The sequence below is a fragment of the Pyrodictium brockii genome (genome assembly GCF_055379715.1).
Genome location: NZ_AP042401.1, coordinates 932,506 through 957,290, shown reverse-complemented (window position 1 = coordinate 957,290; position 24,785 = coordinate 932,506). Strand labels below are relative to the sequence as shown.

General features: G+C 59.1%; 34 protein-coding genes. 15 read left to right on the top strand and 19 right to left on the bottom strand.

Annotation, left to right across the window (positions count from 1 at the left end):
* The first annotated feature begins 41 nt into the window (after window positions 1-41).
* The 8 genes from ACZ42Y_RS05245 to ACZ42Y_RS05210 all read left to right on the top strand — a co-directional run bounded on the left by ACZ42Y_RS05245 (window position 42) and on the right by ACZ42Y_RS05210 (window position 5,270).
* A complete protein-coding gene (locus ACZ42Y_RS05245) occupies window positions 42-305 on the top strand; it encodes a hypothetical protein (protein ID WP_201783090.1) in 264 nt (87 codons plus the stop codon).
* A 5-nt stretch (window positions 306-310) separates the two neighbouring features.
* Window positions 311-2,584 (top strand): STT3 domain-containing protein, encoded by a 2,274-nt coding sequence (locus tag ACZ42Y_RS05240; RefSeq protein WP_464735214.1) that lies wholly within the window; start codon window positions 311-313, stop codon window positions 2,582-2,584.
* Between the two features lie 121 nt (window positions 2,585-2,705).
* Entirely contained in the window at window positions 2,706-3,191 is a 486-nt protein-coding gene (locus ACZ42Y_RS05235) for a hypothetical protein (RefSeq protein ID WP_058370948.1), read from the top strand.
* A 68-nt stretch (window positions 3,192-3,259) separates the two neighbouring features.
* Window positions 3,260-3,583 (top strand): transcriptional regulator, encoded by a 324-nt coding sequence (locus ACZ42Y_RS05230; RefSeq protein ID WP_168371308.1) that lies wholly within the window; start codon window positions 3,260-3,262, stop codon window positions 3,581-3,583.
* 34 nt (window positions 3,584-3,617) lie between these two features.
* Window positions 3,618-3,857: a hypothetical protein gene (locus ACZ42Y_RS05225; protein ID WP_168371309.1), complete on the top strand. Its 240-nt coding sequence runs from the start codon at window positions 3,618-3,620 to the stop codon at window positions 3,855-3,857.
* 4 nt (window positions 3,858-3,861) lie between these two features.
* Complete coding sequence (locus ACZ42Y_RS05220; protein WP_058370950.1) at window positions 3,862-4,269, top strand: hypothetical protein; 408 nt, start codon at window positions 3,862-3,864, stop codon at window positions 4,267-4,269.
* Window positions 4,270-4,378: 109 nt separating this feature from the next.
* Window positions 4,379-4,693, top strand: coding sequence for a hypothetical protein (locus ACZ42Y_RS05215; RefSeq protein ID WP_058370951.1), 315 nt, complete (start codon window positions 4,379-4,381; stop codon window positions 4,691-4,693).
* Window positions 4,686-5,270 (top strand): hypothetical protein, encoded by a 585-nt coding sequence (locus ACZ42Y_RS05210; protein ID WP_464735213.1) that lies wholly within the window; start codon window positions 4,686-4,688, stop codon window positions 5,268-5,270. The genes ACZ42Y_RS05215 and ACZ42Y_RS05210 overlap by 8 nt, the downstream gene beginning before the upstream one ends.
* Here the strand turns inward: ACZ42Y_RS05210 and ACZ42Y_RS05205 are convergent.
* A complete protein-coding gene (locus ACZ42Y_RS05205; RefSeq protein ID WP_058370953.1) occupies window positions 5,225-5,815 on the bottom strand; it encodes a nicotinamide-nucleotide adenylyltransferase in 591 nt (196 codons plus the stop codon). The genes ACZ42Y_RS05210 and ACZ42Y_RS05205 overlap by 46 nt on opposite strands.
* Before the next feature lie 70 nt (window positions 5,816-5,885).
* Between ACZ42Y_RS05205 and ACZ42Y_RS05200 the strand changes: the two genes are divergently transcribed.
* Together ACZ42Y_RS05200 and ACZ42Y_RS05195 are read left to right on the top strand one after the other, a co-directional pair.
* Complete coding sequence (locus ACZ42Y_RS05200) at window positions 5,886-7,022, top strand: ATP-NAD kinase family protein (protein WP_464735212.1); 1,137 nt, start codon at window positions 5,886-5,888, stop codon at window positions 7,020-7,022.
* Window positions 7,023-7,064: 42 nt separating this feature from the next.
* Window positions 7,065-7,667 carry a hypothetical protein gene (locus ACZ42Y_RS05195; RefSeq protein ID WP_464735211.1) on the top strand — a complete coding sequence of 201 codons (603 nt, stop codon included), beginning with the start codon at window positions 7,065-7,067 and terminating at the stop codon, window positions 7,665-7,667.
* Here ACZ42Y_RS05195 and alaXM read toward each other — a convergent pair.
* Window positions 7,664-8,392, bottom strand: a complete 729-nt coding sequence (alaXM, locus tag ACZ42Y_RS05190) for an alanyl-tRNA editing protein AlaXM (protein ID WP_464735210.1) — start codon at window positions 8,390-8,392, stop codon at window positions 7,664-7,666. The two genes, ACZ42Y_RS05195 and alaXM, sit on opposite strands and share 4 nt — an antisense overlap.
* 98 nt (window positions 8,393-8,490) lie before the next feature.
* A complete protein-coding gene (locus ACZ42Y_RS05185; protein ID WP_464735209.1) occupies window positions 8,491-9,333 on the bottom strand; it encodes a hypothetical protein in 843 nt (280 codons plus the stop codon).
* A 106-nt stretch (window positions 9,334-9,439) separates the two neighbouring features.
* Here ACZ42Y_RS05185 and ACZ42Y_RS05180 point away from each other — a divergent pair, with 106 nt between their 5' ends.
* Together ACZ42Y_RS05180 and ACZ42Y_RS05175 are read left to right on the top strand one after the other, a co-directional pair.
* On the top strand, window positions 9,440-10,219 hold the full coding sequence (locus ACZ42Y_RS05180; RefSeq protein WP_058370959.1) for a hypothetical protein: 780 nt from the start codon (window positions 9,440-9,442) through the stop codon (window positions 10,217-10,219).
* 561 nt (window positions 10,220-10,780) lie between these two features.
* Complete coding sequence (locus ACZ42Y_RS05175) at window positions 10,781-10,981, top strand: hypothetical protein (protein ID WP_168371310.1); 201 nt, start codon at window positions 10,781-10,783, stop codon at window positions 10,979-10,981.
* A 589-nt stretch (window positions 10,982-11,570) separates the two neighbouring features.
* Here ACZ42Y_RS05175 and ACZ42Y_RS05170 read toward each other — a convergent pair.
* From ACZ42Y_RS05170 to prf1, 11 genes are all read right to left on the bottom strand, one after another.
* The gene (locus ACZ42Y_RS05170; protein ID WP_464735208.1) at window positions 11,571-11,807 is read right to left on the bottom strand and encodes a hypothetical protein; all 237 of its coding nucleotides are present in this window, start codon (window positions 11,805-11,807) and stop codon (window positions 11,571-11,573) included.
* A 674-nt stretch (window positions 11,808-12,481) separates the two neighbouring features.
* Complete coding sequence (locus tag ACZ42Y_RS05165) at window positions 12,482-13,171, bottom strand: A/G-specific adenine glycosylase (protein ID WP_464735207.1); 690 nt, start codon at window positions 13,169-13,171, stop codon at window positions 12,482-12,484.
* Between the two features lie 541 nt (window positions 13,172-13,712).
* Window positions 13,713-15,236, bottom strand: a complete 1,524-nt coding sequence (locus ACZ42Y_RS05160) for a DNA cytosine methyltransferase (RefSeq protein ID WP_464735786.1) — start codon at window positions 15,234-15,236, stop codon at window positions 13,713-13,715.
* The gene (locus ACZ42Y_RS05155; RefSeq protein WP_464735206.1) at window positions 15,233-15,559 is read right to left on the bottom strand and encodes a DNA cytosine methyltransferase; all 327 of its coding nucleotides are present in this window, start codon (window positions 15,557-15,559) and stop codon (window positions 15,233-15,235) included. Before ACZ42Y_RS05155 ends, ACZ42Y_RS05160 begins: the two co-directional genes overlap by 4 nt.
* Complete coding sequence (locus tag ACZ42Y_RS05150; RefSeq protein ID WP_058370963.1) at window positions 15,556-15,756, bottom strand: hypothetical protein; 201 nt, start codon at window positions 15,754-15,756, stop codon at window positions 15,556-15,558. The genes ACZ42Y_RS05155 and ACZ42Y_RS05150 overlap by 4 nt, the downstream gene beginning before the upstream one ends.
* 298 nt (window positions 15,757-16,054) lie before the next feature.
* Complete coding sequence (locus tag ACZ42Y_RS05145; RefSeq protein WP_058370964.1) at window positions 16,055-16,348, bottom strand: hypothetical protein; 294 nt, start codon at window positions 16,346-16,348, stop codon at window positions 16,055-16,057.
* A gap of 37 nt (window positions 16,349-16,385) precedes the next feature.
* Window positions 16,386-17,231 (bottom strand): integrase, encoded by an 846-nt coding sequence (locus ACZ42Y_RS05140; protein WP_464735205.1) that lies wholly within the window; start codon window positions 17,229-17,231, stop codon window positions 16,386-16,388.
* Window positions 17,204-17,416: a hypothetical protein gene (locus ACZ42Y_RS05135; RefSeq protein ID WP_058370966.1), complete on the bottom strand. Its 213-nt coding sequence runs from the start codon at window positions 17,414-17,416 to the stop codon at window positions 17,204-17,206. Before ACZ42Y_RS05135 ends, ACZ42Y_RS05140 begins: the two co-directional genes overlap by 28 nt.
* Window positions 17,417-17,578: 162 nt before the next feature.
* Entirely contained in the window at window positions 17,579-18,349 is a 771-nt protein-coding gene (locus tag ACZ42Y_RS05130) for a DUF2258 domain-containing protein (protein ID WP_070807832.1), read from the bottom strand.
* 84 nt (window positions 18,350-18,433) lie between these two features.
* Window positions 18,434-19,684, bottom strand: coding sequence for an Nre family DNA repair protein (locus ACZ42Y_RS05125; protein WP_058370967.1), 1,251 nt, complete (start codon window positions 19,682-19,684; stop codon window positions 18,434-18,436).
* A 110-nt stretch (window positions 19,685-19,794) separates the two neighbouring features.
* The gene (gene prf1 / locus ACZ42Y_RS05120) at window positions 19,795-20,907 is read right to left on the bottom strand and encodes a peptide chain release factor aRF-1 (protein ID WP_058370968.1); all 1,113 of its coding nucleotides are present in this window, start codon (window positions 20,905-20,907) and stop codon (window positions 19,795-19,797) included.
* A gap of 150 nt (window positions 20,908-21,057) precedes the next feature.
* Here prf1 and ACZ42Y_RS05115 point away from each other — a divergent pair, with 150 nt between their 5' ends.
* Entirely contained in the window at window positions 21,058-21,372 is a 315-nt protein-coding gene (locus tag ACZ42Y_RS05115; RefSeq protein WP_058370969.1) for a hypothetical protein, read from the top strand.
* On the opposite strand, the gene ACZ42Y_RS05110 is transcribed toward ACZ42Y_RS05115, so the two are convergent.
* From ACZ42Y_RS05110 to ACZ42Y_RS05095, 4 genes are all read right to left on the bottom strand, one after another.
* On the bottom strand, window positions 21,369-21,779 hold the full coding sequence (locus ACZ42Y_RS05110; RefSeq protein WP_058370970.1) for a hypothetical protein: 411 nt from the start codon (window positions 21,777-21,779) through the stop codon (window positions 21,369-21,371). The two genes, ACZ42Y_RS05115 and ACZ42Y_RS05110, sit on opposite strands and share 4 nt — an antisense overlap.
* Window positions 21,780-21,809: 30 nt before the next feature.
* Window positions 21,810-22,403 carry a transcriptional regulator gene (locus tag ACZ42Y_RS05105; RefSeq protein ID WP_464735204.1) on the bottom strand — a complete coding sequence of 198 codons (594 nt, stop codon included), beginning with the start codon at window positions 22,401-22,403 and terminating at the stop codon, window positions 21,810-21,812.
* Between the two features lie 87 nt (window positions 22,404-22,490).
* The gene (locus ACZ42Y_RS05100) at window positions 22,491-22,850 is read right to left on the bottom strand and encodes a hypothetical protein (RefSeq protein ID WP_464735203.1); all 360 of its coding nucleotides are present in this window, start codon (window positions 22,848-22,850) and stop codon (window positions 22,491-22,493) included.
* A gap of 153 nt (window positions 22,851-23,003) precedes the next feature.
* Window positions 23,004-23,375, bottom strand: coding sequence for a hypothetical protein (locus ACZ42Y_RS05095; RefSeq protein ID WP_464735202.1), 372 nt, complete (start codon window positions 23,373-23,375; stop codon window positions 23,004-23,006).
* Window positions 23,376-23,555: 180 nt separating this feature from the next.
* Between ACZ42Y_RS05095 and ACZ42Y_RS05090 the strand changes: the two genes are divergently transcribed.
* Both ACZ42Y_RS05090 and ACZ42Y_RS05085 read left to right on the top strand, forming a co-directional pair.
* Window positions 23,556-23,873 carry a helix-turn-helix domain-containing protein gene (locus ACZ42Y_RS05090; RefSeq protein WP_464735201.1) on the top strand — a complete coding sequence of 106 codons (318 nt, stop codon included), beginning with the start codon at window positions 23,556-23,558 and terminating at the stop codon, window positions 23,871-23,873.
* A gap of 130 nt (window positions 23,874-24,003) precedes the next feature.
* On the top strand, window positions 24,004-24,399 hold the full coding sequence (locus tag ACZ42Y_RS05085) for a hypothetical protein (RefSeq protein WP_464735200.1): 396 nt from the start codon (window positions 24,004-24,006) through the stop codon (window positions 24,397-24,399).
* Window positions 24,400-24,447: 48 nt separating this feature from the next.
* Here the strand turns inward: ACZ42Y_RS05085 and ACZ42Y_RS05080 are convergent, their stop codons facing one another.
* Window positions 24,448-24,762 (bottom strand): RNA-binding protein, encoded by a 315-nt coding sequence (locus tag ACZ42Y_RS05080; protein ID WP_058370975.1) that lies wholly within the window; start codon window positions 24,760-24,762, stop codon window positions 24,448-24,450.
* Window positions 24,763-24,785 lie beyond the last annotated feature (23 nt).

Here is a 24,785-nt window from a genome sequence, read left to right as displayed (position 1 = left end):
TTATTGCTTCACAGAGAAGCGGGCCCTCCAAGGATGCCCTGGTGGCCGGCGCGGAGGCCGCCATAGGCATAGCAGGCATGCTATTCATAATAGCCGGGTGGGCTGCCTCACTCCAGGCTACACCCCCGCTACGGCTGAGCGTCCTCTACTTCATAGGAAGCCTCCTGCTCACGATCTACGCCTTTGTAATACGCGACCCTATATTCACCCTACTCAACGCCCTCGCCTCCGCACTTGCATTAGCGAATATAGCTAGAGCCTTGAAGCTGAGGGCGGAGGCAAGCCAGAGGCCGGGGGTGAAGTAGAGACATTGGCCAAAGCAGTCAGGGGCGCCGGAAAGGCCGAGAGGAGAGAGCCGCTACTCTCAAGGCTGTTCGGGAACCGGGTGTTCCTCGCGGTAGCAGCAGCGTCTATCGTGGCGCTGCTCACCATACTAGCGTTCTACATCAGGGCGCTGCCATACCAGAACTACAATCTCATCTACCATAGGGCGCTCAGCCTGGGCCTAGGCGACAAGGCCAAGTTCGCGTTTATAGACGCCAACGACCCCTGGATAGAGTACTGGCTGGCATCATACCTTAGGAGCCACGGCATAGGGTCCTGGACGAGGCTTACGACGGATAACCCGGATACGCACATATTCTGGTATCCATGGGGCAGGGACTTCAGCCACGATGAGTTCCCCTTCATCCCAGTAGTAGGGGCCTTAGCGCCCGGGGGGCTTGACACGGCAAGATGGATCTCGCTAATCCCCCCGATCTTCGGCGCGCTAATGGTACCTATAGCGTATATCTACATCAGAAGGTTCTACGGCGAGCTCGCCGGGCTTACAGCCGCGCTTCTCCTAGCAATACTCCCCGCATCATGCAGCAGGACGTTCGCCGGTTTCGTGGAGAAGATTGGTATAGCTATGCCATTCTTCATAGCCGGGCTAGCGCTCTACAGCGAGGCTCTACGCCGGCGTAGCCTGCCGGTAGCATTCGCCGCCGGCATAGCTATGGGTTTCATAGGCTTCATCTGGGGAGGCTACGCGATAGCGGCAATACTCATAGCTATTACCTCGCTCCTTGCCCCCACAGCAGTAGAGTGGAGGCATGCACCGGCTATAGCAAGAGCCGGGGTGGCGGTGGGCATAGGCTTTCTAGCAATCCTCGCAGTAGCATCAAGGTATGGGCCCGCGTCAATAAAGTATGGTGAAGCCGTACTCCTGGGCACCCTGATACCCTACATAGTGGTTGAGCTACTTGAAATAGCCGGGCGAAGAAAAGTACATGGAGTAGCATGGAGGAGGCCCGAGGCTATATACAGGATTGTAGCCATTGCACTCCTAGTGCTGGGAATTGCTGCAGCACCCGCATTAGGGGTGAGAGGTAGAGCCCTATTCGCCATGGCATGGCCTCTCCGTCTCGCCGGCGAGATCCACCTATCAAGGCTGGCGGAAACCGTGGCAGAGCACTCCTCGCCGCTCATGAGCAGGGGGCTTTTCCTCACATTCGTCCGGGAGGGCAACATAGCAGCCCTACTAGCCCCCGTGGCTTCACTCTACCTACTCTACCGGTCACTGCGGAGAAGGGAGCCAGAACACCTTCCACTCTCACTGGCAGCGCTAGGGCTCTACTACGCGGTACTGGGCATGCTCTACTTCCTCCAAGCCTCCTCGGTGGTAGGTATACTCTCGGTGGCAGCGCTTGTGGGCATGCTGGCGCCGTCAGGCCGCAGTGTCCCCAAGCGCCTGGCGCGCTCCAAGCGCTTGGAGAGGAGTAGTTACGAGCTAAGGCTAGCAGCCACGATTATACTTGTGATCATAGTTCTCGCAGCAGCCGTGGTAGGCGCCAAGACCGCCTATGCAATGATGAGAAGCCATATAGCAAGCATTACGGGGTACAGCGTCAACGTCCAGCAGTATGACTGGCTCCACATGCTCAAGGAGATAGAGAACGCTACTTCCAAGGACACCGTGATAGTGGCCTGGTGGGATTACGGGTACTGGATTAGCGTGGGTGCTCACCGTCCAACGCTGGCAGACGGAGCCACTACAAACGCCACACAGATAAGACTGCTAGCCGAGTTCTTCACCTCAACGAGTGAAGACGAGGCAGTCAATATACTCAAGGCGCTCCACCTCAAGCCCGGCAAGACCCTGATATTCGTGCACGACAACGCGCTGTACGATCCTGCAACAGGGTCCCTGGTATACAGTATTGATGCAAGGCTGCCCTCCATAGATATAGCAAAGTCGTGGGCCATGCTTCATATAGCTGGGAAGGATGAACAAGGCTTCGAAGTAGGCAATAGCAAGTATAGACAGACGCTCATATATAAAATGTTCGCTAGTGCACCCTACCATTTCGATAAGGTGGGCGAGATATACCCACAAAACCTCATACATGTGAAGGGCAAGCGCATAACTAGCGTAGAGCTGTTTGGAGAGAAAACCAGCCCCTACAGCTTCAAGCACTTCAAACCCTACCGAGTAATACTCGGCTTATACATGGATAGCCGGGGGAGGCCGCTAGCCTTCGCTGCAGGCGGCCACACGTACTACTTTGTACAAGTGCTGATACTCTACGAGTGGGCCGGCTAGTGCCCCAGGGCTTTTCTTTCCCACACATACGCCTTCAACCCACGCGATGGAGGCGCTGGGCTAAGAAGCCCGGAAGGGGCCCGAAGAGTGCACTTAGGGCTGCCTGGGGGCTCGAAGCATCATGCTGTTCAGGCGGCGTAAATCCTCCTCTCCGAGGATAAAGCTTCTCGAGCTCGCTGTCGCCACGCGCTACGCAGTATCCAGGCTTGGGCTGCTAGCCGCCAGGCTCAGGAGTAGCTATGAGAGGACCCACGACAGGTCCCTCCTTACTATGCTGCGTAGCATTCTCCGCCTGCAGGCGGTGCTGGAGGTTCTCTCAGTCCGGCTGGAGACTATGGCTGATATAGGTGCTTTCAGCGCAGAAGATCTCTCCATAATACGGCGGGTTATCGGCGAGGCTAGGCAAGCCTACGGGATGGTGGCCCCCGGGGTTGCTAGCATGCTTAGCGACCTCGAGAACATGGTGTCCTCGATAGCCTCTATTACTGGCATGGAGCTCCCGCTAGCGGAGAGCCCCACTGTAAATGAGCATGTGAAGAGGATAATGGAGGAGGCCGCGGTAGTCGCCGAACAGAGGCTCTCCGAGATTGTCGAGAAGCCGGCGTAACTCCCCAGGGACTGGAGCCTGTTATTAGGGTTGTAGTGCATGCTCCCGGTACTGGGATAGCCCACGCCTTGTACGTAGAGGACACGGTCAGGAAGCGTATTATAAGGCTGCTCATGGAGAGCCGTGGGCCTCTCACCGCCAGGGAGATAGCGGAGCTTGTAGGCCTGGACCCAGTCACGGGGGAGCGTGAGGTATACGAGCATCTAAGACATATCGCCAAGACCCTCCGCCGCGCCTATGGCGGCAGGGCTGTGCTCTACATGATTCCTCCTAGGTGCAGGGACTGCGGCTACGTGTTCCGGGACCTGAGAGAGCCCAGGAAGCCTAGCCGCTGTCCTAGGTGCAGGAGCCAGCGCATAGAGCCGCCAAGGTTCTATATAGAGGTGGACTGATGGCTGTGAATCCCCCGGGGGCCCTGCCGTGGCAGTGACCGTGGTCTTCCATCTACGCGCTGAGAGGAAGGTTAAACGCGTGGTCTACGATGATCACGGTAGAAGGGTGTCCGAAGACGTGTTTGACGGCATTAAGACAGTTGTCATAGACGGTTCCAGGGCTAGGCTGCCCGCGGGAATCCACGGAGGCATAGCAGTGTACGTGATCGATGGCGAGACAAAGGCTTCTAAGCAGGGAGCACTGCTTGTAATAGCCCCGGCTTACAGGGGATGAAACCTTGCTTAATGTCAGGATGGAGAGGAGCAAGAGCCGTAGCGGTAAGCATGCTGCTAGGAGCCTCGCCCTCCTGGTATCAGAGGACGGCCAGATAGTAGAGCCGAGGCCCCGCATGGTGAGGGAGGAGAGGCCGCTCTACAGTAGGGGCTCGGCCTACATAGCCTCGGTGGCTGTGCCGCCTGGCTGGTACCTCGTCTACATCTACCTCGTGAAGAACCTAAGGGGCCACGTGAAGGGCTACATAGAGGTCTACTCCCATGACGCCCAGCTCTTATACCGCGCGGTGTACCGCCGGCTCAAACTCCGGTACAGCCGGGGCGACCCACGCTACGCCTGGATAGTGCAGGGGGTGGTCGACTACCTACGGCTTCCCGTCAAGAACATGAATCTAGGCGGCGAGGCATCTTAACGCCCCTGGAACCCTGTAGATGACGCGCGGCCGATGACCGGGGCCTCAGGCTAACCCCAGATAGGGCTCTAGGGGGATGTAGACTTCACGGACCGGGGGAGGCCGCTCCTTGGCTTACGTGCGTAGAAGGCTTGTGGAGAGGAAGCTTAAGGAGATGCTTCTGCGCAGGGCCCGCGAGGCGGGCATGGAGCCAGCACAGCTTGCCAGCTGGCTCTACGAGGCAGCCGGCATACGCGCCCAGCCCAGCTGGAGGGATCTCGAACGGAAGATCCTCTACAACGACGATGTAACAGCTCAGGAGCTTGCAGCGTACCTACTCTCCGAGGGCATTAAGGTAGATGAGAAGGAGTGGATAAGAGTAGTTAAGAGCCATAGCGTCGGCATCGAGGTTCCAAGGCTCCCCTCAGGGGAGGAGGATGTGTAGAGAGGCTAGGGAGCTGTCCGCGAGCCTAAGCAGCGGGGACCCACAGACACTCCTGGATGCGCTGTCGGCGCTCCTCCTTATAGCTGACGAGGAGCCCATAGGGAGGCCTAGTATATCACGTATACTAGGTATCGGCGACAAACGCGCTAGAAACATTGTAGCGAAGCTGAGAGAAGCTGGGCTCGTCGATGTGAGCCGGGCTGGGGCTCGGCTGACGGGGGAGGCCTGGAGGCTGCTCCGGGGCATCCGGTGTCTATGGAGGAATGGCTTCACCATAGCTGTAGTCCCCTGTAGCGACGTTAGCCGCGAGCATGTAGAGAGGTCTGTAATCCCCTTAAGGGATGCAATAGTGATAACGCTCTCCGAGCCCCGCATCCTCGACGTCGTAGGCTGGGTGGACGAGAAGGGCCTCCTACTGCCAAGGCTTGAGGGGGAGTTGGCTGAACACTACCGGAGGCTAATAGGGGGGCTCCGGTGCGGCGAGGCCCCGCGCTGCCTCATAGGGGTTTTTCACGGCAGCGCCGCTCCCTGCTACCGCTGCTGCGCGAGCCTGCTGCACGCGGCCTCGACGCTGTAGAGGTTGTCGCGTACTATATCCTGCAGCCTACTAACACCGTCAATACTGTCTATGATATCCGGGACGGGCTCGGGTACAAGCCTCCTCCACGACTCGTCGCCCCGAAGCATTAGGCAGCGGATGTATTCTCCGCACCAGACATGCCGGTTCACAAGAGGCGGAGCTATAGCCTTCACGCCCGCGTCGCGAAACGCCCTATTAACAGCCGGGTTAGCCGTAGCCACCGCGTCCACAGGCGGCACGTATCCTAAGACGAAGCCGGCGTTACCACTATACACTGTTAGCGTCTGTATAGTGGCGGTGATTATCCTGCCTAGGTCCACCCCGGCTCTACGCAGCGCCTCCCGTATCATAAGCAGCCTCTCCCCCGCCGTGAAGGGGTTGCGCCAGGTATGACTCTCATCAGCCATGCCCACAAGCACGACCACCTCGTCGTAGCGTTCAAGCAGCCAGTTTACCGCGGCCAGGTGGCCGCGGTGGAATGGCTGGAATCTCCCGAAGAACAGCACGCGCCTACCCTTCCCGATAACGTCGCCACCGGCCATAAACAGCCCCCTATGAGTATCTCTGGCCCCGCAAGAAAGCATGGGGCGCCAAGCTCCAGGGTGGCGGCCGGTGAGGCGTAAGCTGTGCTTTGTAGTTAACCCCCTGGCAGGCATAGGCGGGCCACTAGCCCTCAAGGGCAGCGACGGCGAGGCCGGTATAGCCGCCCTGAAGCGCGGAGCCCAGCTGGTCTCCCCCGGGAAGGCTGTAAGGTTCCTCTCCAGGCTACGCTTCCTCGGGCTCAGCGAGAGGCTCGAGATTATCACCGCCGGAGGCCTCATGGGGGAGGAGGAGGCCAGGGAAGCCGGCGTAAAGGCTAGAACGGTTTACCAGCCGGGAGACTGGCCCACGAGCCGCAGGGACACCGTGGAGACTGTGAAGCGGTGCCTGAGGGAGGGTGCGGAGATAGTAGTGTTCACCGGGGGAGACGGGACTGCGAGAGACGTGCTGGACGCTCTAGGCGACGCCGTGGAGAGGGTTCCGGTTCTCGGCGTACCAGCGGGAGTCAAGATGTACAGCTCGGTGTACGCCGAGAACCCTGAAGCCGCCGCGGATGTGCTCCGGGACTGGCTGGCGAGAAGGAGCCTCTGCGACGCCGAGGTGCTCGACATAGACGAGGATGCCTTCCGCCGCGGCGAGCTGAGGACCAGGCTCTACGGCATAGCGAAGACCCCCTGCAGCCCCAGGATGGTGGGGGCCAGCAAGCAGCCCTCCCAGAGCACACCCGAGGAGGAGGAGAACAAGAGGGCCATAGCCAGGTACCTGGCCGAGAGCATGGAGCCCTGCACGCTCTACATACTCGGCCCCGGCTCCACGGTCAAGGCGCTGGCCGACGAGATAGGTGTAGAGAAGACTCTCCTGGGGGTGGACGTGGTGCACAACCAGAGGCTCCTCGCCCGCGACGTCGACGAGGAAGCCCTCTACCGGCTGGTGGAGAAGCATATCGAGAAGGGGGGCAGGGTGAAGCTCATAGTTACGCCGATAGGCGGGCAGGGCTACATACTTGGCAGGGGGAACCAGCAGATATCGCCCCGGATACTGAGGCTAGTAGGCAAGGACGGGTTGATCGTTATAGCTACGAGGGGCAAGATGCAGAGGCTGAGAAAGCTTAGAGTGGACACCGGGGACCCCGAGGTTGATGCCGCACTGCGTGGATACGTCAGAGTAGTTATAGACTACGGAGAGGAGCTTGTGGCACGCGTAGAGTGAGAAGTGTTCCCCGGGCGCACTCCCCGGCGGGGTGTAGGTTGGATGGCGCTAACCGTGAGGGATAGGCCCATATATACTGATGAGTGGAAGGCCCTGCTTGTGGCAGTGTTCTCAGTAGCCTTCGGGTTCGCGGGGATAGGGCTGCTCAACGTAGCGTACCACCCCCTGGGCTTCAGCGGCGGAGTGCTGGCCGGGGCGCTAGTAGGCTTCCTAGCCCATGAGCTCGCTCACCGGGAGACCGCGCGCCGGCAGGGCTGCATAGCCGGCTTCGTGCTGTCCCAGTTCGGGCTAGCGCTTACGCTCGCCTCCGGCGTGCTTAGAAGCATAGGGGTGCCCTTCGCGATACTCTCCCCAGGCTACGTGTCGATATACTGTAGCGGTTTCGCGCGCGACGACTACGTGGCCGCTGCAGGCCCCGCCGCGAACGTGGCCCTCGCCGCTGCCGCCTGGATCGCGGCAAGGCTGGCCGGCCACACCTGGGCCTACCCCTTCCTCGTAGGCTTTGCTGCTATGAACGCGTGGCTGGCGTTCTTCAACCTGCTACCCTTCAGCCCGCTTGATGGCTCAAAGATCGTGCAGAGGAGCCCGCTGGCCTGGCTAGTACTCATAGCTCTGGCAAGCGTGTTCGCGTTCACAAATCCCTAGCTCTCCGCCAGCGTGTAGTAGGCTCTCTTCCTCCTCCTGCCCCTGCTCTGCAGCTTAACCACTCTTATCCCGGGTATCTCGCACGTGTTTCTCACGTGGGGCCCGCCGTCAGCTTGTATGTCTATGCCCGGGATCTCGACTATTCTAAGCTTCTCTACGTCCGGCGGCATCTTATCAGCCAGCTTCACTATACCGGGTATCCTCATCGCCTCCTCGCGGGGGAGCCAGTAGATCTTCACCTCTATACAGCGCTTCAGAATCCTGTTAGTCTCCTCCACGGCCTCCATTATAGCATTCTTCCAGTCGTCAACGGCTATCTCGAAATCGTCGCGAGCCATATCCGGGGCTATATGGCCCCCGGTCACCCGGACACCATACCGCTCGTAGAGCACAGCCGCCAGTACATGGCTAGCCGTGTGGAGCTGCATCATCCTGTAGCGCCGCTCCCAGTCGATAACGCCGTGCACCCTCATCCCGGGCTGCAGCCTCTCCGCACCCTCCTCCACTATGTGCGCCACTTCATCGCCCTCAGCAAGGGTGTCCACCACACGGAGCGTGGTGCCGTCTGGGAGCACTAGCTTGCCCGTATCAGCGTCGAGGCCGCCGCTTGGCCTGGGGTGGAAGGCTGTAGCGTCGAGGTACACCCTGTTCCCGTCGACACGGGTAACCGTGGCGTCGAACTCCTTTAGGTAGCTATCCTCCTGGAAGAGCAGCCTGGTCGCCATAGAGCCGGCACCTCCCGGGCGCGCTCTCTGCACAGGGCCTGGGGTGGGAGAGAGCGCCCCAGCCCCCGCCCTAATAGAGTGCCCCTGCACCCGGGGTGCTACGGAGCCAGGATCTCGGCCAGCTGGCCGATGTGCGTGGAGAGGTCCGCAGGGCTCTCCACTATAGGGGTCTCAAGGGCTAGCAGGGGCTTTGAGAGCAGGGGGAGCAGGGAGTCCACCCGCGTGGCGCCCCCCAGGGCCTCATAGACCAGCCTCAGCTTGTCGCCGCTGTAGAGTAGAAGCCTCGAGGGCGCAGCGACAATGAAGAAGTCTACATGGCTTACCAGGCTCCTGTAGGGCGTAGCAGCGTTGTTGAACGACTCCACCAGTAGTATGTCGCTCCCGGCCTCAAGCCTGGCCCTGCACTCCTCCAGCAGTTCCTCAGCCTTAGGGCCTGCTAGCCAGTCTAGCAGCCAGCCAGGCTCAGAGGGCTCCGCCCCGAGGCGAGCTGCCAGCCTCTCAACCTCGCTCCGGAGAGTGCCGGTGAGCCTCGCCAGGCTATTGGGGAAGACATAGTGTCGTGCAGCGCCCCGCCCGCAGTCCTGGACCCGCGCCAACACCAGCATAGACCTTGTATCGGAGATTGCTGCGAGATACTGCGAGGGCCCCTTGAAGGCCAGGGGGTCAGGATAGGCCAGGGCCAGCGCCACAGGGTTTGAGACGCCGGGGTCGACGCCTTCGAGGTACCTCAGGTAGGTGTAGACATCGTTCCCCAGGAGAAGCCCGCGATCATAGCTCGATCTAAGCGCGTGGGGCGAGCCCCAGAGGTTGTGGCCCGCCACGGGCTTGAATATTGCCACGCGGGGCCCCTTCTCAGCCAGAGCCCTGGCCAGGGCTACCACTGTCCAGGTCTTGCCGGAGTCGTGCTCAAGGAGCCCTGATACTAGCACCCTCAACACCATAGCCCTTCAGCCCCGCCAGGGCTCTTGGAAGCCCCATGGTATTACTAGCCCGGGAGCTAGGCTTCATACCAGTTACCCACACATCCCTAAAGGGGCGGTACGCGGCATGGATGAGCGCGGGCGAGAGCAGCTGGAGTGGGTCAAAGAAGCTGCGAAGAGGCTGGCCCAGAGGCAGAGGGGAGGAGGGGGCCCGCGGAGCAAGCTCGTGGAGGCGATAGCTGTACTACTGCTAGCGAGGCCTATGAGGGCCGCCGAGATAGCCCAGGTGGTGGGCAAGCCTACCAGGTATGTTAGCAGCTACCTGAGCTACTGGAGGACGCGGGGCCTCTTCGACTACGAAAACGGGTTCTGGGTGCTCACCCCGCAGGGGGAGGATTACGCCAAGAGCATACTAGAGAGGGAGATGAACAGCCGCATAGCCCAGTACGCCGCACTAGCAAGACAGATACTATCGGGTAGCAATACACAGGTTAGTCAGGCAGCAAACAACAATGGAGCGGGCGGCGCGGGCGAGCAGTCAGGCAGAGTCCAGCCGTTCATTGCCACTCATACCATTAATCTCGACAAGAAACAGCAGGAGAGGATCCTCGCAGCCTGCATACGGGCACTGCTCGAGGAGCTCGAGATAGGGGAGGATGAGCGCCAGGTACTGGAGACCCTGCTAGACCACTACCGCAGATGGGGGATGACCTACATGTACCTAGACCAGCTGGAGAAGGAGCTAGAGGCTGACAGGGTATGGCTTGTCGGAGTGCTCCGCGGCCTCCAGACGAAGGGCCTCGTGTACCTCTACAGCGACCGGAGACTCGGCATGAGGATAGGGCTATCAAAGAGGGTTAAGGGCGCCATTGCGGCCTGCACGCGCACAGCCCTGGGGAGGGTATAGTCTCCACCCCTACGCTCCCCTGGAACATGGGTATTCTTGCGCCAGGGATTACCGCCCCGGGACCGTGCGGTATACATGAATAATGGTAGAGGAGGACATCATGCTTTGATATACTCCTGGTTTATGTTACCCAGCATTACCTCTAATAGATGCCAATACATGGTTTATACAAACCAGCAAAACTCTACAAGATAAAATAGAGGCACCATAGATGCTAGGAGCAGGCTAGGCGCGGTCAACAGAGTTTACAGCATACATGAGTAGATTGCAGGAGCCAAGGCCGCTATTGATAAGATATGAGCCGATGCTCCGAGCGCCGCCCTGGCGCTCTCTACAGGCTCGCTATAGCAGGGAGTAGGGAGCCCCCCGGGGCAGGGTGCTCTGCCACCCCTGAGGCCTGGCCTGGTTGTAGTCGTGGTTAGTAGGGTCCCAGGCGTGCCGGCAGGCCTTGGAGCATTGCCGCCTGTTAGAGGCCGAACGCCCCCTCCGGTTGCGGAGCTTCATGCCCAGGCAGCTGAGGCAGCCGCCGCCCACTTCAAGCCACTTACACCCCACCTCTGTATGCCCGCTGACTTCGAGGGCGTGCTCTACATACTCGTAGATGAGGCTGGATACAGCCCTCTCACCCACCCGCAACTCAGCAGGGTCACGAGGGCGGGGAGGCCGGGGTCGAGGGTGGAGCGCTACCACATCTGGCTCTCAACGCATCTCAACAGCCTGTGGAGGAGGCTGAACTGGGGGTCAAAGTATACGTCTACATAGAGATCCCCGAGGAAGCTGCAACGGGGAGGAGGGGGAGGCCTGTTGAGAGGGCTGGGCAGGAGGGTTAACAGGCGTTTGCCATCACCGGCGCCGCGGGTGATTCGTACCGACTGGGTCGGTTAATCTTACTGACGGTGTCGGCACGATTCACCGGCACGGTCGGTGAATGCCCGTCAGACAAACGTGCGACACCCGTCGCATAGGCGTCAGACGCCCGTAAGACGCCGTCTTACGCCCGTTATACGGTCGGAGTGTTGGGTGGGCAAAAATGCCCACCGCCTTTCAATTCTATCTGTTAGATCCTTTTGAGCAGTTATGGGCAATTTTGCCCGCCCTGACCCCTGTAGGTGGTTCTGAATCGAGGCTTGACTGCTTCCGCCCTGACGCCCCCGGGCCCTCGCCACCACGTCTACCAGCCTTGAGACGTCCCTCGAGGAGACCCCTCCCCCCTCTTTCACCACAGTTTCAGTGTCTTTTGGATTCTTCGCTCTCCATTGCATAGAATTGAAAGTTTAGCGCTAAACTTAGCGTGCTAAGGAATGCTAAGGAATGTTGCAGAACCAGCGCCCTCCATGGCCTCCCACCGCCCCTAGGGGCTAGGGGGGCTTGCAGCTCCAGCAACTCCTCCTCGAGCGGCCGCTCGAGAGGCCTGCCTGGGGGCAACGCTGGGCCTGGCCTGCGGGACTTGAAATTTAACATGAAATTTAACATCCTTGAAATTTAACATTATTAAATCAACAAGAATATCTTTTAGATACTCAAGAATCTCTTCATTGAGAATGAGCATCATGCCAAGGTATCTATTAGAAATCCTCTCGGCTATCACGGTCTGAGGGGGTCTGAGGGGCTGGGCCGGGGCTCGGGGGCGCCGCGCTATAGTGTACGCCCCGGAGCATCTGGGAGCATCTGGGAGGAGTCCGGGACTCCGGTGTTTGTTAGCGTGTTTGCCTGTGCTTCTCTGTTTAACGTCCATGTTTATTGACTATCGTTCTAGGGTATGCGTCCGCCAGCCTCCCACATGTTAAGCGTGCGCAGCCGCCACCCGGGCCCGCCCACAGAAATTTCAGGGGGCAGAGAGCGGGCCTGCGACTCTACCCTAATAATATACAGTATACTGCTAGCTACGGGATCCCTCAAGGAGCTCCTCCAGCTCCCTAAGGCTTTCAGCGATACGCCTGGGCAACCCCCTTAACCGTTCAACACCACCCCGAGCGTTCAAAAACGCGGAGAGCGCGGGGCCCCATGCCTGCAGGAAGCTAGGGGGCTCCTGCTTCCAGCAACTTCTCCCGGCTAAACAACGCGTTAAACTATTAAACAAGGATGGGGGGTGGGGCGGGGGAGGCTCTGCGGGACGCGTCCCGGGGTCAGGGCGGGCAAAATTGCCCAAACTGCTCAAAAGCCTCGATTCAGAACCACCTACACGATCGAAATCACCGGTGAGTGCGGCCCGGGCGGTCAGCCGCCTGAGCGCCGAGGCGGGCCCGGGGTCTTGCCGACCAGTTATGCCTGCTTTTTGCTTCTGTCTTCAAAATAGTAGCTACATATATCTCTGACCGGGCATTCTGAGCATTTGGGGCTTCTTGCCGTGCACACCTTTCTCGCAAAGTCCAGCACTCCGTAGTTGAAGTCTCTGGCGCTCTCAGGGTCTTTGGGCACGAGCATTTTTGCGAAGGCCCAGAGCTTGGGGTCTGTGTGAGGCCTCTTCTTGGCCGACTTCACGCTGAAAACCCTCTCTATGACCCTTATCATGTTCCTGTCGAGGAGGGGTTCGGGCCTGTCACAGGCCCTCAGGAGCACCTCCGAGGCTATGTAGTCGCCCACTCCGGGTAGCTTCTTGAGCTTCTCCTTGTCGCATGGGATCCTCCCTCCAAGCTTCTCCTCGACGAGCCTGGCCAGCTCTATGAGGTGCCGAGTCCTCTGGTGCTCTATGCCCAGCGGGCGTATGACCTCCTTCACCTCATTCTCTTCAGCGTTCAGGAGCGCCTTGGGCGACGGGTACCTCTTAATGAACTCCTCGTAAACCTTGATCACCTGCTTTGTGGTTGTCTTTCTCAGGAGGAGCGCCGCGACGAGGATGGCCCATGCATTGCTAGTATTCCTCCAAGGCAGGCCCCTGTCCCCATGCACCCTGTACCACTCTATTATCCTGCGCCTGAACTCCCTGATCTTCCCGCTGTCGGCCAGGAGCAAGGAGGCCCCCCTTTGGCTCCCGCCTTGAGGCACTTATGCTCGGTGAATATATATGCTTTATATATGTTTTTTAATATGCTTCATTGGGGGGTGCGTGCTGATGCAACGCTTCACAGTGTCTCTGTGCAGGCGCGCGGTCAAGAAGGCTGTGAGGAGGGGCGCCCTCCCAGACGAGTACCTGCTCTACGATGACCCTCGCCGCAAGGTCACACACGCAGACCTGCTGTGTGAGGGCACCGTGAGGGGGCGTGATTGGGAGTCCTTCTCCAGCGTAGATGAGTGGATTGAGTGGCTGGGTTGGAGTACTGTTCTGCTGGATGAAAGGGACTACCTCACAGCCGCCGTTCACGCCCTCGATCTGGCCCCGAGGATCCCGGCGACGGATTACGGGACGACGAGGCAGAGGGATCTGGGACAGCTCTTGACAGACGCGATAAGGGGCTTCCTGGGCGAGATAGCCCTCGCCAAGTGGCTAGGCGAGAGGTTCGAAGTCAGAGTCGTGCTCGACTACAGGAAGGGCCCCCTGCCAGAATTCCTGCCCTCAGACATAAGGCTGGTGAACGGTAGGCCTCCCAGGCTCAATGTGAGCATAAAGACAACTAAGCTGAGAGGCATATGGCTGGACATACCTTACAGCCAGATAGAGAACAGCCACGTCTTCGTCCTGGTCAGGGTCGGGGTGTCGAGGGAGCACTTCCTCGCATTCCTCAAGGAGATAAGCGCCATTAAAGACAAGATCCTGTCGAAGGCGAGGGAGCTGGGGATAATATCTGAGGATGATCTGGCCAGCATTTGGGATGCAATCCCAGAGTTTACCAAGATACCGGCCTGCATCGCCGGTTTCTTCGACAAGAGAGAGTATGAGGATGCAGTTAAGGAGAGGACGAGCATACTCCTGGCTGACGGGGAGGAGAAGAAGAAGAGGTTTGTTGTCAACAAGTTTGTGGGCTACTGGCACCCCGAGCAGGACAAGTACAGGGAGAGGCTCATCGAGACCCTCAGGAGTCAGGGCTTCGCCTATCCTCTTAGCAGCCAGCGGGGGGACTGCCTCGCCTATCTGCGCCCTGATCTCGCCCCTGCCGCCATGGAAGAGGAATGTGTCTGGGAATGTCTGCAACCTCGCCCTTTCTCTCAGCGTTAGCATTGCTCTGTCTCGATCATAGTGGTAGCCGTGGGTCCCCCCGCCGCCGTAGGCGACCACAGTGTAGGCTGGCTTCAGCGGGTGGATCCTCCTGTAGACCAGGCTTATGCCCCTCCCCTCAACCTCCCACCGCGTCCCCCTGACGAACTCGTGGTTCTCACCCGGGGGGATTCTCTTCATCCTCTCAACCACCACGGGATCCTCCCTCGGGGGCTCTGTGGTGGAGTCGGGGAGCATGAGCCTGTCCACAGGCCTGCCCAGGTAGCCCAGCTCCCTCAGAACGGCCTCATGTTGCCTCAGGGCCTCCTCGATCTCCTCCGGGCTGGCCCTTTCCACTCCGTTGACTCTCAGGTAGTCCTCTACTGCGCTGAAAGTGAGCCTGTCCCACACTCTCCTCTTCCACTCCAGGGCGCGCTGAGTGCCCAGCTCGCGCCAGAGGCCCTCCCACTTCCGCATCACCTCCCTGTACTTGTCGTCGAGCCTGTCCAGCCGGTCGCCTTCGAAGACCTCGATGGGTGTGAGAGGGTACTTGCGGAAGAGCCAGCCTCTCCCGCGCAGGGCGGCCTCCAGCCTGCCCCTCAGCCTCCAAAGCGCGGCTGTGCTCCCCCGGAGCAGGTCTTTCCTCACGCCCACTATGATCAGCCGCTCCCTCTTCTGGGGGACTCCGAGGCTGGAGAAGTGGACGATGCCGCTGAAGATTATCTCGTAGCCCTCAGCTCCGTCCGCGCCGTCCGCCTTTATGAGCCTCCTCACCTCATCCCAGCGGAGCTTCAGGTTGGCGAAGTCGTCCAGGATGACCTTGTAGGCGAGCCCCTTATTGGCGCTGACGAGGCCGGGCACGTTCTCGAACACGAAGGCCTTGGGCTGGAGGGTGGCGAGAGCCCTCACGAAGTGGGCGTACAGCCTCCCCCTCCTGACCTCTATCCCCCTCCTGTCCCAGTCGGGGCCGCGGACAATGGAGAAGTCCTGGCATGGGGGCCACCCGCCACCACGTCAACCCCCGCATCAGAGAGCCCGGCAAAGTCCACCCGGGCCACGTCGCAGGCCAGGATGACGCCCGGCCGAGCCTGGACTTCCAGCTCCCCACCGCACAGCTCCAGCTTGAGCCCCAGGTTCCTCGCGTACGTCATCGCCGCGGGGACCCGCAACTCGTTAGCGAACACAATCCTGAACCTCCCCGTCTGGACGAGGCCCAGGTCAAGCCCCCCAGCACCCGAGAATAGCGATGCGACCCTGTACACCTTCACACTTCACCACCTCCCATCTCCCTCTTAACCTTAGACGCCACAATCGACTTCTCCGACAGCCACGACAGCACTATATTCCTGACAAGCTCAGCATCGTCGCTACCCATCACGCCACGAAGCATCTCTATAAGCTCCCACTGCTCCCGCGTAAAGGTGACCTGAACCCTCTTAACCCTCCCCCTCCTCTGCTCGCTCATAGCACACCAAACTCCACAGAAACACACTACGCACACACGGCTAATAAAGGTTCATTCACCCCGCCCAGGCCAGCCCTCTTAAATTCCTCGGGGCCGTGAATCTGAGTCATGTCGCGGACTGGCACGAGATATTATTTTGAGCGCGATCCTCTGACTCTTTTCCTGCCGTGCTTCTATCAGGTATAATGTTGAAAAGCCCTAAAAAGACGCTTTGCTCTCTGTTATTGGCTCAAAAACGGTGTTGCACCCGCGGAAAATGGTGTCAAAGACTGCAAGAAGCTCCAATGCAGGCCATTGCTTAGTTTTGCACGGTAAGTGGAATATGCTTAGTAGCTTCTGAGGGTTTAGCGTGAAGAAATCCGCGAGAGGAGGAGTAATGTAGGACTGTTATCGGCGTTGCTTGGAGCTCTGCTAGCTCCTGCTGTCTGAGCGAGATCTCCGCCTGAATCCATATAGTGACCAGCTGGAAGTATATGAGCGTGGCGATGAGTCCGTCATGTAAGCCTAGGCTGTATAATATTAGGGAGGGTATCAGTGCCAGCAGGAGAATTGCGAAGCCCAAGTCCTTTAAGGGCACGCGCGGCACGGGCAAGACAGGCCCCCACAGCGTTCCCGATGTTGCCAGGCGGTTAAGTGAGGCCCACCTCAGCCAGGTGCTCCAGGTATTTGGGGTATGCCTGGTCTGCCTCCCCTAGGAGGTCTTCGTACCTCGCCTCGCTCACCCTCAGCTCCCCAAACCTGCTCTGCATGAACCTCGCGGCCTCCCTCCCCACAGTTTTAACCATGAGCCTCCATGCAACCTTCCTCATGTACTTGGGCAGTACTAGGCCGTGCCTCACCGCGTACCTTCTGGGCTGGTGCCTGCCAACCCTCCTAGGGGCTACCCGCATCAGCAGCTCAAGGGTCTCCCTAGAGAAGTATATCCACTCGCACTGCTTGGCCGAGCCCCTGAGGCCCATGTAGTACCTGCAGAACCCTTTATCGCCGGGGCACACCAGCCTCTCGGTTGTGACCCCAACTCCCGGTATCTCCACGGTCCCGCCAGGATCCCAGGACTCAATCATCCTCAGCACGTGCGTGTACCTGGCCCCTGACTCGATCATGACCCTGTAGACGGTGTAGTAGACCGGGTGGTTCTCCCCCAGGAGTTCTAGGGTCCTCCTAACGTCCTCGAGGCTTATGGGGTACGGCTTGACGTCCAGCCTGTACCCCCGGGAGGGCACCGCCTCCGTTAGCCACCCGAATGCTTCGGGGCTGATCCTCCTCCTGTAGTAGAGGTATTGGACGTAGTGCCTGAGTACGTTCCGGAGCCACCTATTCGGGTGGCTCACAACATAGTCGACCAGGTCCTCTGAGAGCTCCCTGCCCTCCAGGTATTTCGTGAACAGGCTCCTGTAGTACTTGAGTGTGGCGGGATCCCTGACCCTCCTGCGCCCCTTACGCTCCCTCAGGATGCTCTCGAAGTCGCGTCCCACCTCAATGTGACGCCGGAGAAGCTGAGGCCGGGCATCCTCCTCAAGCCGTCCCTGAACTCCCTGACAGCGAAGCTGAGAATGGCCCTCTTCAGGTACTCATCCCTTGAGGCCGGGGCCGTGATTTTGAGTGCGAGTCCGTAGTCAACGCTACCATCCTCCCCGACAAGCCCCAGGGGCTTATCCATGCCCGGGGATCCACCGTATAGGCTGTTGGAGGGGGTATTACAGTCATATAAAAGGTGCTCTCTGGCCCCTGTCCTGGAGCGGTGTAGCCCTCGGCGGTGATGAGGCTGATTTGAGCCGAGTAGTGTGGATGTGGAGTGGAGACCTCGCTGAGCCGAGGGACGCTATATTATCTCCTCCATCTTTTCCTTGATTACCTTCTCTGCATCCCCTCTCGAGACCTCTGTGAAGCCCATGCTCCGGATTGCCTCTACTATCTTCTCCGGCTGCTTTTCCAGGTCGCTGACGGGCATGTCTACTGTGGTTTCGGCACGGTAGGCTTTCCTGCCCGGGACGAGGATTACTAGGATGCGTGTTCGCCCGTCATCCTCCTTCATAACAGCTAGGCCTACGTTCTCTCCGGCAGGGTCCTTCAGTATGGCCAGGTGCTCTCCGCTCCTAGTGCTCCCGTATACTACTGCCTCGCTAACCTGTACCGGCGGCTGGGCTGCGGGCCTGGCGGCGCGCCTAGCGGCTTCCCGTATCTGGCGCTCCACCTCCGCCTCCGTTGTAGTTGTCCAGGCTCTCTCCTCCTCGGTCTCTGGCCTGGCTAGTACGTGCTCAGCCTTCTCTATCACCTCTAGCACGGCTTTCCGTACCTCCTCGTCGGGTATCCTCCTGAAGGCCTCCATCTGGAGCGTGTCGAGCTTCCACTCTATGTCTCCATCCCTTACCTCGTACTCTACGCGTATCCGCACAGCATCACCCTTGTCTATATGGAGCTTGTTGACGAGTATCTCGAAGAGGAGGCGGTTCAGCTCGCCGGCGCGGCGGGCCACCTGCTTTGAGTCTATCTTGCCGCTCTTGATATCGTTCCTAAGCTGGGCGAACAACACCCTGCGCAGCTTGTCGGCGTAGGCACCGGCTATGACAAGGCCTGTTGAGAGCTGGGGCATACGTTCTACCCCCCTCTTACTCGTCACTGTAGGCCATGAGGAGGGGTTAAGTAGTGGCTTCCTCTTAAACGGTGGCTAGGCTGGCTATTTCTTTAGGAAAGCGTCCAGTGCTGCCGAGCTCCTAAGCTTTCCCGCCAGTTTTGAGCGCCTGACCTCCTCAGCAGCCTCCAGGGATTTCGCCAGCCGGGCAGCCTCTTCCAGTGCATGGCCTAGGTCGCTGTAGACGGCTACGGGCTTCGAGGCCAGTATGCGCCTCACCGTCTCCCGTATGTGCCAGTTGCCTATGGGGGCGTAGTAGTCGCGCGTTATCTCCCTTAGTATGATGGCTTTGGCTTGTCTCCTCCTGCGGTACAGGTGCTCCGCCACGGCAAGCCTGGCCGCTATGTACCCTCCGTCAAGGGGCTCCATTCTGAGGCTCGGGTGCTCGACTATGCGGTAGACCACGGGGCTCCTTGCCGCCTGGGTCCAGGGGGTCAAGGGGTGCCATACCTCTATCATCTCTGCCTCGTAGCTCCCCGGCACCAGTATGACTGTGAAGTAGTTGCCCAGGTATCCGCCGTGGTAGACTTCCACCTGCCCTATGGTGTCGTAGCTCCTAACCGCATGGAGTAGGTTGTTTGATATAGTCTGGTCCACCGCTGTTATAGCCCAGCGGGTTGGGACAAGCCTCCTGCTGCGAATCCTTCCAAGCAGCCCTAGGGAGAGGGCGCGCGTGAGCAGGTACACGTCAATGCCGCTACGGTATAGCTCTATTATAGCGTCTGTGCTCCTCGCGTCGTCCCAGACAAGTTTCTCGAGCTTCCTTGGCGGCCTTGGAGACTCTTCAACCTCTATCTTCTCGGCCGGCGCGCTCGGCCCCTGCGGTGCCAGCATGCCGTCAAAGCGGAGGCCCGGCAGCGGGGGCTTCGAGAGCATGGCCCGGCTGTCGACGGGTCTCTCCGATACCGCTGCTATTGATATCTCCTTCTCGTAGAGCCTCCAGGGGGCCCGAGCGTCCACACGCGTTATGGTAGATACCAGGCTCGAGCGGAGCTGGAGGAGCTCGCGGAGGCTTGGAAGCTTCTCCCTCCAGAGATCGGGGGCATCATAGAGCTGGGCCTCCTCCCCGCGGACCCCGGGCGGGATGTTGTAGAGGAGCGGGACTCTCGGGTACCCGGCCTCGCCGACCACTATGCTGGGGGGAGTGCTGCCCTCTATCTCCCTCCCACCCCTTATCCTCGCCACCGCCTCCGCCTGGAACCTGAACTTCTCCAGGATGGGGCATACTGGGAGCCCGCAGAGCTTCTTATAGCCCTTACACCTGGTGCATAGCTGCGGAGGTATACGTCGCCCCATCGATGCTCCTCTCCACGCGCCCCGGGAGGGGGGGGGGGCAAACAGTCCCTGAGGAGCTATGGGTGGGAAGCCTTGCAAAAGGGGGTTAAGGCTCTGTGGGCGCTAGGGCCCTAAGCTATCTTGAACCTTAGCACCCCTACCAGGCCCTTGAACGTCTTCTTTATCCACTCTGCCTCCGGTACACCGTCCGAGAGGAAGTAAACCTCTGTACCGTACTTCTTAGCCTCCTCGGCCAGCGCCTCGGCGTCCTCCCGGTCCTCATCGAGTATTATGAACTTAAGGGCTCCCATCTCTAGGGCTTGCCTAACCATCTTGTCTCCGTAGACAGCAAGTCCATCATCCCTTACAAGGTGGCGCTTGAACTCCTCTATAGCCTTCACAAGCTCAGCGTACTTGTTCTTAGCTATTATATCTGAGGCCTTTATTGAAAGCTCTCTGAGCCCTGCAGGACCCTGATAGGCGACGTCTATCAGCTCGCTGGCTATCTTCTGCCTAATCCTGTAGTCTAGGAACTCCTTAGCCTCTTCTAGGAAGTCCTGCTTAGCATAGCCCGGGCCGCCTACGATTATGGCCTTCAACGCGTTCTTCTCTATGAGCGGGAGGAAGTGCTTATTCATAGCCTCGGCGACCTCCTTATAGAAGCCCTTTACGAACTGCTCTATCTGGCGGTCAAATCGCCTCTGGCTCTGCCCGCCCTTATGGTGTTTGCCGGGTACGTAGCCCTCCAGTTCCTCCAGCACCTGGATCCTACTACCCTTGAGCAGGCCTATGGTAGCCTGGTCCCTCTCCACTATGACTAGGCCAAACGTCTCCTCATGCTCTACCATCTCCTCTAGGAACTCCGTGTGGAACCACTTGTCGGTGCGGTAGAAGAACACTGGCACCGGCTCGGGCGGCGAGAACATTAGGCAGATGAAGTCGTGGGTCTCCATGTCCTCGCCGCAGAAGAGTACCAGGCCGTTGGGAGGCACCTTCTGCATCCTGCTCAGCCTATCCATGGCTGATGATAGCGCGCGTTGGACGGCGTCCCTGGTCCTCTTCAGCTTTATGTTGTCTGTTATAGAGTACTCCGTCCTCAACAGGCTAGCTACGTCACTTATCGGCCTACCCGGGGGTATGTATAGGCTCAGCAGCACCGTTGCCGGCGCCTTCCACTTTTTAAGCTCGCGTATTATGCGTTTGAGCGTCCTCTTGTCCACCGTGAGCTTCTCTAGGCTGCTCATCGGCACAACACCCTATTGGAGGTTTTTTAGACCGGCACAGTTTATATGGAGTATCACACCAGCACAGCGTGGCTAGTCTTATATGTATTACTTGGGCCTCAGCCTAACCAGCGCTCCCAGTCTGTGTAGCTTGAGCCGCGGGGTCTGCACTTGTACCAGGTGCTCGAAATAGCTGTGATACACGGCTTCGGCCCGGTTAGTAAGGGGGTGCGCGACAACGCTAGGCTAGCGGTGGAGGCCCTCCGCGAGCTGGGCCTCGCGGTCGACTATGTAGAGGTCCCGGTGCCGGTACTCGACTCCGAGGGGCTCTTCGAGCCGGTAGTGCTAGCCAACAATGTTGAGGTGTACATACCCTCCATAAAGGCTGACCCGGAGAAACTGGCGGACTACATACTGGCCGTGGCCGGTGCGGCTGGAGTCGGGGTTGCCGGGTTCCCCCTCCCTCCTGTAACCCTGGCTGACTAGGCTTCAGCAGCCTTCTGCTGAACACCAACCTTGTAGAAGGGGCACGACTGCCAGTATTTCTCGCACTTCTCGGCCTCGCTCCTCGTCAGTAGCCTATTGAGTACGCGGCACTGGGCCAGGTAGCCCCCACTGTACTCGTAGACCCTCATGAAGGGGCAGCGCTGCTGCGGCCTCGAGGTAAGCAGGTGTATGGGCGGGTACGGCTTCAGCTGATCAGCTATGGCGGGTCTTAACCCGGCCTCCAGGCCGGTGCGCCTCCTCTGTCCCTTGTCCGGGTCGACATAGAACTGGCATGCCCTGTACTCAGCCTCGCTCCCCTGGCACCTTGAGGGAGAGGTGACAGCGGCAGTGGGCCTCGACAGCTTAGGTGATGTACACATGCCGTTGCGGTACCAGGGACACGGCACGCCAGGCCCCCTCCCCGCGGTAGTAGGCCTTCACCCTGCTCTGCAGAGGAGCTTGCGCGCCTCCTCGAGTAGGCTGGCCTGCCCCCTACACCTCTCCAGCTCTTTCTCCATTTCCCTCTTCTCGCCCTCGAGTTCCTCGAGCCGGCTCCTTATCTCCTCGAGCTGCCTCCTGACCTCGTCCACCTCGCTGCACTTCTCCAGCTCCCTCCGCAGCTTCTCGTTCTCCTCCTTGAGCCGCTTCAGCTCCTCCTCGGCCTCGCCGCAGGCCGGCAGCGTGAAGGGTATCACGAGCTCTAGCTGCCCCCTGGCGAGAATCTCATAGGTCTCCCTGACTATCTTGCCGGCCTTGGTCTTCCCGCTCAGGTGGGCTCTTATCGTGGTCTCACTCCTCCCAAGCTCCTCGGCTATCTGGCTCACAGTGTATCCAGCCTTCTCGCGGGCTAGAGCGGCCGCCGCCACAGCGAGGCTGTCAAGCCATGTCGCCCTCTCTAGGGGGTCTCTTATCAGCTCCATTATGTCGGGGCGGTAGAGCGTACCGACGATCAGGCCGGTCTCCAGGAGCAGTATCTCCCTTCTCGAGGCCGGCCTTAGAGGCACATTAGCCAGGTCAAGCTTCTCCGGCAAGTGTCTCCTCGCCCAGGCTCCACCTGGTGGAAAGCCCGAGGGTTAACGTTCTAGAGGGCCCTTGCCCATGCTAGCAGGGCTGCGGTGCTACAGTATGTTGCAGCACTTGGGGCTCTTGCAGCATGGATCGCTGCCTGCCCCGCATTTAGCCCTGACCCACTCGCGTAGCATTGAGGCAGCCCTCTCGTCAAGCGCCATCAGGCCGCCTATGAGGTAGCTGTTGGCGTGGCAGTAGCCCTCTCTTCTAAGCATCTTGGTTAGTGGTGACACTATGGACTTTACGAGTATGAGCCAGAGATTCCAGTCCGGCAGCTCGTACATCTCCTTGGTGTTCTTTACACCGTATGTCTCCAGGGCTTCTTCGACAATAGCTATGGCTTTAGCAGCTACTTGGCCGGGGACCTTGGCCGCCCTCAGGCTGGTGCGCACAGCCTCAATCAGCTGCAATGCCTTGTCCCCGTCTTTTGCCCGCTGGAGACCGCTGAAACCTATATAATCAAGCTTACTCCAGGGCTTAGCCCTCACCGGGGGATGATAGGTAAAGGCCTCTACGGACTTGGAGGGCGATGGCGACGCTTTAGGCCGTTGACCCCGCGCCGGCTAGAGCGCTATACTCTTCAGGGTTCTATAAATCTCGTAGAACGCCGACCTTATGCTGGCAGGTACGGAGGCACCGTGCCCAGCCACCATCTTGTAGTAGGCTTGGTCTGCTATGTGGTAGGCGCGCACAAGTGTCTGGAGCCCTGGCTCGCCGCTGCACGCTAGCGATCTGATTCTATTGACCACGTCTGCCACGGCTTCCAGCTCATCCAGGACACGGGATAAAGTAGCCTTCATCCCCTCCGTGCCGGGCCTCTCCTTAAGCTCAGAGAGCTTGGCCGAGTAGCTGGCGCGGTAGCGCTCAAGGCTGTTAGAGAGCGCTTCCAGCTGCGCGCATAGGCCTAGCAGCTCAGCCCTAAGCCCAAATCCCATGAAGCCTCCAGCCCCTAGGTGCAAGCTATCCCGGAGTTAATATGGTGGAGAGGAGTTAGGGGCGATAATAACGCGGGGCATCTATCAGTCATACGCGTCTTGAGTAATTCTAGATGCTCAAAGACTAACCCCTATATAAGGGTGTGGGCTCCTGGTTATAAGCCCCGGAGGAGTGGAGCCGTGCCGGCCAGCCCCAAGCAGAACAACTTCAACGACAGCTCTAGTGGTAGAGAGACCTATGTGTACAACAGGGACATAGTTCTCCATAAGCTCTACGAGGACGATGAGGTGGTTGTAGTTGTCGCTCCCAATGAGGATCAGTTGAGAGACATTATCCTCCGGCTCCTACGTGAAAGGCCTATGACCGTACGTGAGCTGCACTCAATCCTCTCTGGCCTGGCTAGCGAGGACAAGATACGCTACGCGTTAAACAGGCTCGCGGAGGAGGGTATAGTAGAAAGCGACGAGGAGGGTAGGTACTACGCATACTACGTATAGGCTTATGTTTTCCCAGGAGAAGTTTCACCCATCTTATCCATCTATGGCTCCATGTGGTCTGGCAAAACTTTCATGGTAACTCTTTTGAGAAGAGGTGGTTGTAGTAGAGCAGCCTAACCCGGGGCCTCCGATGCAGCCGCTGGTAGCCGGCTACCTAAGCCTAGCCTTCTGGGCGGCAGCCTACATGACCATGCACGAGCTGCTCCACTACGCGGCGGCCAGGTTACTAGGCTACAGCGCACGCTTCAGCATAGATACTGATGGAATGTTGCCATCGCCCTCAGTGTTCATAGAGGACGAGATCCATGGGGTTAGGAGGATGGTTGTGCTATATGCTCCCTACATATTTAACATGGCTGCGATAGTTGCGCCGGCCCCTCTGCCGCTCAGACTCATAGCCCTACTCACGCTGCCCAATGCAGTCCTCGAGGAGAGGAGGAGCAGGTCATCGGCGATGCTTGCCACAAGCATCACGGCGGCAACGGCTTTGCTAGCTGCTACGTATTTTGCAGGGCTATATTCATAAGCTAAAAATTTAGATGGTTCAAGGCTCGTGAACAGCTATAGACCGTATTTAGACGGATAAAGTGAGGTCTAGGAAGTCCATGGGCAGGGGCCTGCCCTTGGCCTTTAGCTCGTCGTACTTCCGGGACAGCCATTCTATGAACACCGGGCAGCCGTCGAACTTGCCGTCACGCTCACACTTCTCGCCGAGCTTGAGGAAGCACTTGCCTGTACGCTTATCATAGTAGGGGCACATTTTATGATACTGTTTGGCGCTGCGTATCATACGTGCTATCCATCTCTTCTTAGGGTCCTTGCGCTCCTTCTCCTCCGCCTGGCTGAGAATCTTATCGAGCTCCTCGTTGGATATGCGTGTGCCCGCCAAGGCTATGCACCCCGCTACTGGCC

Excerpts from the sequence above, each read along its gene's own strand:
- ACZ42Y_RS05235 (WP_058370948.1), top strand. The coding sequence starts at position 2,706 with ATGCTGTTCAGGCGGCGTAAATCCTCCTCTCCGAGGATAAAGCTTCTC.
- ACZ42Y_RS05210 (WP_464735213.1), top strand. The coding sequence starts at position 4,686 with ATGTGTAGAGAGGCTAGGGAGCTGTCCGCGAGCCTAAGCAGCGGGGAC.
- ACZ42Y_RS05205 (WP_058370953.1), bottom strand. The coding sequence starts at position 5,815 with ATGGCCGGTGGCGACGTTATCGGGAAGGGTAGGCGCGTGCTGTTCTTC.
- ACZ42Y_RS05195 (WP_464735211.1), top strand. The coding sequence starts at position 7,065 with ATGGCGCTAACCGTGAGGGATAGGCCCATATATACTGATGAGTGGAAG.
- alaXM (WP_464735210.1), bottom strand. The coding sequence starts at position 8,392 with ATGGCGACCAGGCTGCTCTTCCAGGAGGATAGCTACCTAAAGGAGTTC.
- ACZ42Y_RS05185 (WP_464735209.1), bottom strand. The coding sequence starts at position 9,333 with ATGGTGTTGAGGGTGCTAGTATCAGGGCTCCTTGAGCACGACTCCGGC.
- ACZ42Y_RS05180 (WP_058370959.1), top strand. The coding sequence starts at position 9,440 with ATGGATGAGCGCGGGCGAGAGCAGCTGGAGTGGGTCAAAGAAGCTGCG.
- ACZ42Y_RS05175 (WP_168371310.1), top strand. The coding sequence starts at position 10,781 with ATGCCCGCTGACTTCGAGGGCGTGCTCTACATACTCGTAGATGAGGCT.
- ACZ42Y_RS05150 (WP_058370963.1), bottom strand. The coding sequence starts at position 15,756 with ATGAGCGAGCAGAGGAGGGGGAGGGTTAAGAGGGTTCAGGTCACCTTT.
- ACZ42Y_RS05135 (WP_058370966.1), bottom strand. The coding sequence starts at position 17,416 with ATGGATAAGCCCCTGGGGCTTGTCGGGGAGGATGGTAGCGTTGACTAC.
- ACZ42Y_RS05130 (WP_070807832.1), bottom strand. The coding sequence starts at position 18,349 with ATGCCCCAGCTCTCAACAGGCCTTGTCATAGCCGGTGCCTACGCCGAC.
- ACZ42Y_RS05125 (WP_058370967.1), bottom strand. The coding sequence starts at position 19,684 with ATGGGGCGACGTATACCTCCGCAGCTATGCACCAGGTGTAAGGGCTAT.
- prf1 (WP_058370968.1), bottom strand. The coding sequence starts at position 20,907 with ATGAGCAGCCTAGAGAAGCTCACGGTGGACAAGAGGACGCTCAAACGC.
- ACZ42Y_RS05095 (WP_464735202.1), bottom strand. The coding sequence starts at position 23,375 with ATGGGATTTGGGCTTAGGGCTGAGCTGCTAGGCCTATGCGCGCAGCTG.
- ACZ42Y_RS05085 (WP_464735200.1), top strand. The coding sequence starts at position 24,004 with ATGCAGCCGCTGGTAGCCGGCTACCTAAGCCTAGCCTTCTGGGCGGCA.